Here is a 7,913-nt window from a genome sequence, read left to right on the forward strand (position 1 = left end):
CCGACGGGGACTTCCTGAGCTTCACCGCCGCCCCTGGCACGCTGCTCGACGTAACGCTCTCACCGGTCGGCGCAACCTATCTGAGCGGGAGCCAGAACATGGGTGGTAGCTGCTCCGCCGGAACCAGCTTCAATTCGCTGACTCAGAACAATCTGGGCGTAGAGGTTCTCGCGAGCGACGGAAGCACCGTGTTAGCGATGTCTGATTCGAACCCCATCGGCGCGGCCGAGAGCGTGACCGACGTCGACCTGGGATCGGGCGGCACGTTCTTCGTGAATGTGATTCCGGGCTTCGAGAACGCCGCCCAGCTCTATGAGCTGTCGCTGAATGTCCAGCCTTTGTGCACGACCCCGAATCAGAACCTGTCCGCGCAAACCGTCAATACATTCCTGACGGTCACGGGTTGCTCGATCACCGCCGGGAGCGGGTACGTTGTAGGCGGCAGTGGGAATGTGACGTTCTCCGCGAAGACCTTCATTGCTCTGACCAACGATTTCAGTGTTTTGACGGGAGGAACCTTCACCGCGGAAATGGATCCGTCGATCCCTTGACGGGTTGGCCGCTCGAGTCGAGCGGCGCCGCCGCCGGCAGGTACAACGTGAACCGGCTTCCCTTTCCCGGCGTCGACTCCACCTCGACGCGGCCACCGTGCTCGCGAGCGACGTGATCGACGAGACTCAAACCGAGTCCACTCCCTGGCACCTGGCGCTCCTGGGCGCGTCGGCCGCGGTAGAAGGCTTCGAAGAGGTGAGCGCGCTCCTCTTCCGAAATGCCGGGACCCCGGTCGCTGACGACGATCGCAATCTTCGAGCCCCTCGGCTCGGCGAGGATCTCGATGGCGTTGTCACCATCGCCGTGTTTGAGGGCATTCCCCAGGATGTTGCTGAGAGCGCGTCGGAGCGCTTCCCGGTCTCCCATCAACGTGATCCCCTTGGTCGGAAAGCTCGTGGAGATGGGGACGTCGCGCTCTTGGCGGTGAGCTTCGCAGTCTCGAAGCACGTCCGATACGAGCGATTCCGCGAGAATCGGTTCGTGGCGGTACCGGCGTTTTTGCGACTGGATTCCCGCGAGCTCGAGCACTTGCTCCACGAGGTCGTTGAGCCTTCGTCCCTCGGACTCGATGAGGAGCCCGTAGCGTTTGACCTGTGCCGGGTCGGATACCGATCCGTCGGCGAGGTTCTGCCCCGCCGATCGAAGCACGGCGAGCGGTGTCCGCAGCTCGTGGGACACTCCGGCGACGAACTCCATCTTGCGATCGTTGAGCTCGACCGCCCGACGAGTCGACAGCGCGACGAGACCGATGCTCGCGGCAAGAAGTCCCAGGATCCCGAAGCTCACCGCGAGGTTTCGAGCGCGAGCGCTCGCCACCGCGGCCTCGAGTGAGCCCGCCCGATGACGCACGAAAACCTTCCAGAGGCCGGTGCCCTGCTGGTGGTCCTCGACGGGCCGGAGCGGCGGGCGACGACGTTCCCCGGGTCTCGGCGGCCGGCCACGCCATCGCTCGAGCGAAAAGAGCTGCCCAAGGGCATCGGGCTCGTCGAGTGCCGCGTTCCCGCCCGGTGTCGCGAACACGAGCTCCCCCCGGCCATCGATGACGGCAACCTCGAAGTCAGCCCCGAAATAGCGCTCGGCAAGCTCGGGAAGGATCGCTTCGCGAATCGTTGGGACATCGACGATGATTACGGTATGTCCATCAAGAGTGAAGCCGGGCCGGCGCGAAACCCGCGATGCGATCGGGACCACCAGAATCGGTGCCTCGGACACAAACGATAGCGGGAAGGGAAGGGTGCCGCGGCTCGGGCGCTCCCCTCGGCCGCGTGGTCGCTCCCACTGGTCTCGAGCGCGCTCGAGGAGCGGGGGCCACTCCACGGTCACGAGCGCGCCGGTGTCATCGAGCTTCGTCAAGTCGCCATGAGAGTCGGCCACGTAGAGCGCATCGACCAGCGTCGGGTAACGCGCTTCCTCCCGGTAGCGCTCCCACCGGTTGGCGAGCGCCGGTCCGAGCTCGTCAGCCGCGTCTAGGCGGAAGGTTCGCACCAGGAGCGCCAGCTCCTCGTCGATCTCGCCGGTAAACCGCCGGAGCGAGGATTGGAGGCTGTCCTGCATCCGTTCTCGCTCGGCGATGCTAATCTGTCCCGTCCACCGGAACTGGAGCCAGGCAAGCATCCCGAGAAGCGCCAGCAGCAGGGCGGGCAGGCGCATCCCGCGGGACCACTTCATGATGCTCCATTGTAGCGATACCGCGAGATCCGGGATGTTGCAACGAGCCTCGAATCGACGCGATTCCCACCGATGAGTCTGACCAGTTGAGGGAGTCAAATTAAGGTATGGAAAATGTGCAAAGCGGCGCGCTTCTGAGCATAATGGAGGGCCGTTTCAAGATGGGCCCGACGCCCTCCGGGGATACCTCGAAAACCTATGATTGACGGAACGATATTGAGTCTGTTTCTTCGGGACGTTCGCTACGCCGTTCGCACCTTTGGGCAGCGGCCGGCCTTCACCGCGGTCGTGGTTCTGACGCTGGCCCTCGGGATTGGAAGCAACGTGGCGATCTTCAGCGTCGCCAATGCGGTCCTCCTGCGGCCATTGCCTTACGGAGACCCCGAGAGTCTGGTACTGATTTGGAACCGGATGACGAACGCCAACCGCCCGAATGCTCCGGTGTCCGGTCCCGACTTCATCGACTACAAAGAACAGACGCGGATGTTCGAGGACTTCGCCGGCGCCATCGCCGTGGAGGGAACGATCACCGGTGAGGAGCGTCCGGAGCAAGTCATGGTGGGCTGGAGCACCCACAATTTGTTCAAGGTCCTCGGCGTACGGCCCTTCATGGGGCGAGACTTCGAGCCCGCGGATGGAACCGCCATCGATCCCAAGGTTTTCATGGACCCGAACGCGAAGCTTCCGCCGGGTGCTCTCATGCTGACCCATGGCATGTGGCAGCGGCAGTTCGGGGCCGATCCCCGCGTTCTCGGCAAAGGGCTGCAGCTCGACGGCCAGGCGTGCGTCATCGTCGGGGTCCTTCCGCCCGATTTTCACGTTTATTTGCCGGCTTATGCCGGCATGCCCACGAACATCGACGCCTGGCGCGTGTTCCCGGTGGACTTCTCGACGAGTCCGCGTGACGGTGAATGGCTCACGGTGGTCGCGCGTATGAAGCCCGACGTGACCCTCGAACAGGCTCAGTCGGAGATGGACGCGCTGGCGGCGCGATTCCGAGAGCAGTTCCAGCATCATCGAAGCGTGGGGATGGAGATCGTCGTGAACTCCATGCACCGGGACGTCGTCGAGCACGTTCGCCCTTTGCTACTGACTCTGCTCGCGGCCGTGGCGTTCGTATTGCTCATCGCCTGCGCCAACGTCGCGAATCTTCTGCTCGTACGCGCCAAGGAACGAGAGAGGGAGATCGCGGTACGCGCCGCCCTCGGCGGGGGACAGCGGCGAATCATTGCCCAGATGCTCACCGAGAGTGGCGTTCTCGCCCTTGTCGGCGGCGTTCTGGGGACTGCGCTGGCGTGGGTCGGAATCAGAGTGATGGTGGCGATGCAGCCGGTCAACTTGCCACGATTCGAGAGTGTCTCGATCGACGCCACGGTGATGGTGTTCACCGCGGGGGCCTCGCTTCTGGCCGCTCTCGTGTTCGGGGCGGCACCGGCCCTGAAGTCGGCGAGCCCGAACCTGGCGACAGCTCTCATGGAGCGAGGCAGCGACTCCGGAGGGGTGCGCGGCAACAAACTTCGCACCGTGCTCGTCGTGTCCGAGGTGGCTCTCTCGCTGGTCCTTTTGATCGGCGCCGGTCTCACCGCGCGGAGCTTCCGCAACCTTCAGCAAGTCGACCCGGGATTTCACGCCCGGAACGTACTTACCCTGACCGTCCCTCTACCGTTCTTCAAGTATCGCGACCCCGAGATGCGTGTCAGCTTCTTCGACCGTTTGCGCGACCGAATCGGGGCGCTTCCGGGCGTGGAAGCCGTCGGTGGCGCCACTCCGATTCCGCTTGGCGGCGGCGATCAGTACTGGGTTCTCGCCTACGGGCGGGAGGGCGCTACCGAGGAGGAGTGGGCGACGAATCGGGCGGACTACCGAGCCGCTCTTCCCGGCTATACCCAAGCCATGGGAATCCGGCTGATCTCGGGCCGAGCTCTCAGTGAAGCCGACAATCAGCCCAATGCCCAGCAGGTCATCGTGATCGATGAGAAGCTCGCCCAACAGACCTGGCCCGACGACGATCCCATCGGTAAGGGAATGCAGATCGTCAAGTTCGATACCGAGACGATGGATCTGAAGCGCCAGTCCGTCCAAGTCGTGGGGATGGTGGAGCACGTCAAGTCGGAGTCGCTCACCACGGACGGGCGCGGAGCTCTCTATTTCCCCTACCGGTTCTTTCCCTGGTGGCCGATGACCCTTACTGTGCGGGGAGAGGCGGACCCCTTGGGCTTCGTGGCCGCCATCCGCCGCGAGGTCGAGACACTCGATCCCGACGTCCCCATCGCCGACCTGCGTCTGATGGAGGACTACGTGAACGACGCGATGGCCCCGGCACGTTTCACGCTCACGCTCGTCGGAGTCTTTTCGCTTCTGGCTCTCGTTCTGGCATCGATTGGCTTGTACGGAGTGATGTCCTACTCGCTACGCCAGCGCATCCAGGAGATCGGCGTGCGGATGGCGTTCGGCGCCGGCGCGAGGAGCATCATGCGGTTGCTCTTGAGGCACGGGCTGGCGCTCTCGCTGAGTGGTGTCGTCGTCGGCGTGATCGTGTCGATTCTGGTCACGCGCCTGGCAGCGAGTCTCCTGTTCGGGGTTACTCCGACGGATCCGGTGACGTTCGTCGGCATCCCGTTGCTTCTCGTCGGTGTCGCCGCTCTGGCGAGCTATATCCCCGCCCGGCGGGCCACGCGGATCGATCCGGTGCACGCCCTACGGGGAGAGTCCCGGTAATCCACGCCGTGCTCACGATTGGAAGCTCCTGCGGTCGACCACCCGAACTGCTTTCCCGAGGCCCCGCTCGATCTTCTTCGGGGTGACGACGACGACGCGGGCGCTGATTCCGAGCACGTCTCGGACGCGTTTGTTGGCTTCGGTAGACACCCGCTTCATGGCGTATTCACCCTCGGCGAAAAGAGACGGGCTCGCTTCCACCCACACCTCGAGCTCATCGAGACGATCGCGCTCGCGATCCACCAGAATCAAATACTGCGGGGCGAGACCATCGACTTCGAGGAGCGCGGCTTCGATCTGTGATGGGAACACATTGACCCCTCGAATGATGAGCATGTCGTCGGTGCGTCCTAGGGGCTTCGACATGCGGGCAAACGTTCGTCCGCAGGGGCAGGCCTCGCGGGTTAGCCGTACGCGATCCCGTGTCCGGTACCGGAGAAGAGGCAGAGCCTCACGACTGAGCGACGTGAGGACGAGCTCTCCGGTCGAGTCCGGTGAGAGCGTCTTGCCGCTCTCGGGGTCGACGATCTCGGCGAGAAAGTGATCTTCGAACAGGTGAAGTCCGTCGTGCCTCTGACATTCGACGCCGACTCCCGGACCGATGATTTCCGCGAGCCCGTAGATGTCGAATGCCTCGAGCCCGAGGCGGTCTTCGATCTCCCTCCGCATTTCCTCGGTCCATGGCTCGGCGCCAAAGAAGCCCAGGCGAAGCCTCATGCGCCGCCGGAAGTCGATGCCCTGCGCTTCGGCTTCCTCGGCGATGACGAGCGCGTAGGAAGGCGTGCAGCATAGGACCGTGGCGCCCAGGTCTTCCATGACTACGAGCTGGCGGGAGGTGAGCCCGCTCGAGGTGGGAATGGTCGCGCAGCCAATCGTTTCAGCACCGAGACCGAAACCGAGCCCACCGGTGAAGAGTCCGTAGCCGTAAGCGTTCTGGACCACGTCGTTCGGGCCAACCCCGCCGGCGGTGAGAACCCGAGCCATCACTTCCGCCCAGAGCTCGAGATCGCGGCGGGTATAGGGCGCGATCGTCGGCTTTCCCGTCGTGCCGCTCGTGGCGTGGACCCGGACCAGCTCGGAGAGCGGCACCGCGCACATCCCGAAAGGATAGTGGTCGCGAAGATCGGTTTTGCTCGTGAACGGGAGGAGCGCTAGGTCCTCGAGCGAGCGGATTGCGACCGGAGAAAACGCGTTTCGCTTCGCCCACTCCCGGTAGAAACCGACGCGTTCCGTGGCGCGAGCGATCTGGGCCTTCAATCGATCGAGTTGGAGCAGTTCGAGTTTCCCGCGGGGAAGCGTCTCCGACTCCTCGTTCCAGTAGAGGGCCTTGCCGGCGGACTCGTTGATGCCGTGCTGCGGCTCGAGCTCCTCGCGCATGAGGGGTGAGGCTAACTCTTTCAGCGCGGTTTTGCCACGGGATCGACTCATGGTCTTGCGGGAATCGTCTTGACGCGAGTCCCGCATCGTGTCAATACTGACCCGACGGTCACTAAACTGACCAGGAGGTCATTTTGCCGCCGCAACGTTCCCGGCCCCTGCCCGAGATTCGAACCCAGGAGGTCCAGGCCGCGGCGCTTCGTGTCATCTCACGCAAAGGGATCGCCGGCGCAACGATGCAGGAGATCGCCGACGAAGCCGGCATCGCGAAGGGGACTCTGTATCTCTATTTCAAGGATCGGGATGACCTCGTCGAGCGGACCGCCGATCACGCGTTCTCGAAGCTGACGGAGCGTCTCGACGGTACGCTTCCCGGCATTCCAACGTTTCGGGAGAAGCTGACGGCTCTCGTCCGGACGGAGATTGCGTTCTTCGACGAGCATCGCGAGTTTTTCCGGATCTACGTCGCCTACAAGCAGCCGCCCGCCGAGCTCTATCAGAACGCCCGACGTCGGCGCGCCTGTCATCCGCGCTATGCGAACCACTTGCTTCGTCTCGAGAAGGTCTTGCGGGAGGCGATGGTTTCCGGAGAGGTGCGTCATTGCGATCCGGCGCGCCTCGCGCTGCTCGTCTCCGAGAGCGCCGTCGCCCTGATGCTTCGCCGCCTGGCGGAAGATAGACCTCCGGAAGCCGAAGTGGACGTCCGATGGCTCGTCGACTTCCTCCTTCATGGAATCGAGGAGAAAGGGTCTTGATGCTCTCTCTGATGCTCACGATGCCGCTCGTGCTCTGCATCCAGCAGGAGCCCTCCGCGCCGCCGCGGCAACTGACGCTGCGCGAGGCCCTGGCAATTGCCTTCGACCGGAACCTGGCTCTCGCGAGGGCTCGCTCCGACGTACCCGCGGCCGACGCTTTCCGGCGGTTGACGCGCTCGGCGGTGCTTCCCCATTTGTCGCTCAACGGAAGCCTGATACGAAACTCGACCGACGTGTCGTTCGGTCCGCCGGACGACGTGCGGACGATTCTCCCCCTGGTGAACTGGGATCTGCGGTTTGCCCTCAGCCAGCCGATCTTCGCCGGACTGCGGGATCTCAAGGCCTATCGCCAGTCCAAGATCGGCATCGACCTCGCGCGCGAAGGCGTTCGTCTCGTCTCCGACGAAGTCCTCCTCACCACGAGCGCCCAGTTTCTTCTCGCCCTCGAGGCCGAAGCGCTCATCGAGGTCGAAAGGAAGAACCTCGAGCTCGCCGAGTCGAGACGTCAGCAGGCAAGCGATCTGTTCGAAGCCGGAGAGACCACGCGGGTCGACGTGCTCCGCGCCGAGGCGGATATCAAGGCCGCCGAGAGGCGAGTCATCGAGGCCGAGCGGGGACGGGAGCTCGCCGTGAGCTCTCTGCGGCGCGCCCTCGCCCTCGACGAAGATCTCGAGCTCGTCGAGCCATCGGGCGATCGCCGCGCGGTGCCGCTCCTTCCTTCGGCCGAAGCGCTCGTCACCCGCGCCCTGACCGCTCGGCCCGAGGCCCGGCGCGCCGAATACGCTCTCGAGTCCGCCGAGCTCGAGGTGGAAAAGCAAAAGGGTGCCTACTTTCCCATCGTCA

At 64.1% G+C, this 7,913-nt stretch carries 6 protein-coding genes; 4 read left to right on the plus strand and 2 right to left on the minus strand.

Annotation, left to right across the window (positions count from 1 at the left end; translation table 11 throughout):
• Positions 1 to 551, plus strand: a 551-nt coding sequence (locus VEK15_15640; GenBank protein ID HXV62132.1) for a hypothetical protein, incomplete at its 5' end; no start/stop codon positions are given.
• Here the strand turns inward: VEK15_15640 and VEK15_15645 are convergent.
• Complete coding sequence (locus VEK15_15645) at positions 520 to 2,220, minus strand: HAMP domain-containing sensor histidine kinase (protein ID HXV62133.1); 1,701 nt, start codon at positions 2,218 to 2,220, stop codon at positions 520 to 522. The genes VEK15_15640 and VEK15_15645 overlap by 32 nt on opposite strands.
• 198 nt (positions 2,221 to 2,418) lie before the next feature.
• Between VEK15_15645 and VEK15_15650 the strand changes: the two genes are divergently transcribed.
• Positions 2,419 to 4,938, plus strand: coding sequence for an ABC transporter permease (locus VEK15_15650; protein ID HXV62134.1), 2,520 nt, complete (start codon positions 2,419 to 2,421; stop codon positions 4,936 to 4,938).
• A gap of 12 nt (positions 4,939 to 4,950) precedes the next feature.
• Here VEK15_15650 and VEK15_15655 read toward each other — a convergent pair whose 3' ends face one another.
• Positions 4,951 to 6,366: a phenylacetate--CoA ligase gene (locus VEK15_15655; GenBank protein ID HXV62135.1), complete on the minus strand. Its 1,416-nt coding sequence runs from the start codon at positions 6,364 to 6,366 to the stop codon at positions 4,951 to 4,953.
• Between the two features lie 83 nt (positions 6,367 to 6,449).
• On the opposite strand from VEK15_15655, the gene VEK15_15660 reads away from it, so the two are divergent.
• Positions 6,450 to 7,070 (plus strand): TetR/AcrR family transcriptional regulator, encoded by a 621-nt coding sequence (locus VEK15_15660; GenBank protein HXV62136.1) that lies wholly within the window; start codon positions 6,450 to 6,452, stop codon positions 7,068 to 7,070.
• Positions 7,070 to 7,913, plus strand: an 844-nt coding sequence (locus tag VEK15_15665; protein ID HXV62137.1) for a TolC family protein, incomplete at its 3' end; no start/stop codon positions are given. The genes VEK15_15660 and VEK15_15665, both read left to right, overlap by 1 nt.

The organism is Vicinamibacteria bacterium (genome assembly GCA_035620555.1).
Classification (GTDB): Bacteria; Acidobacteriota; Vicinamibacteria; order Marinacidobacterales; family SMYC01; genus DASPGQ01.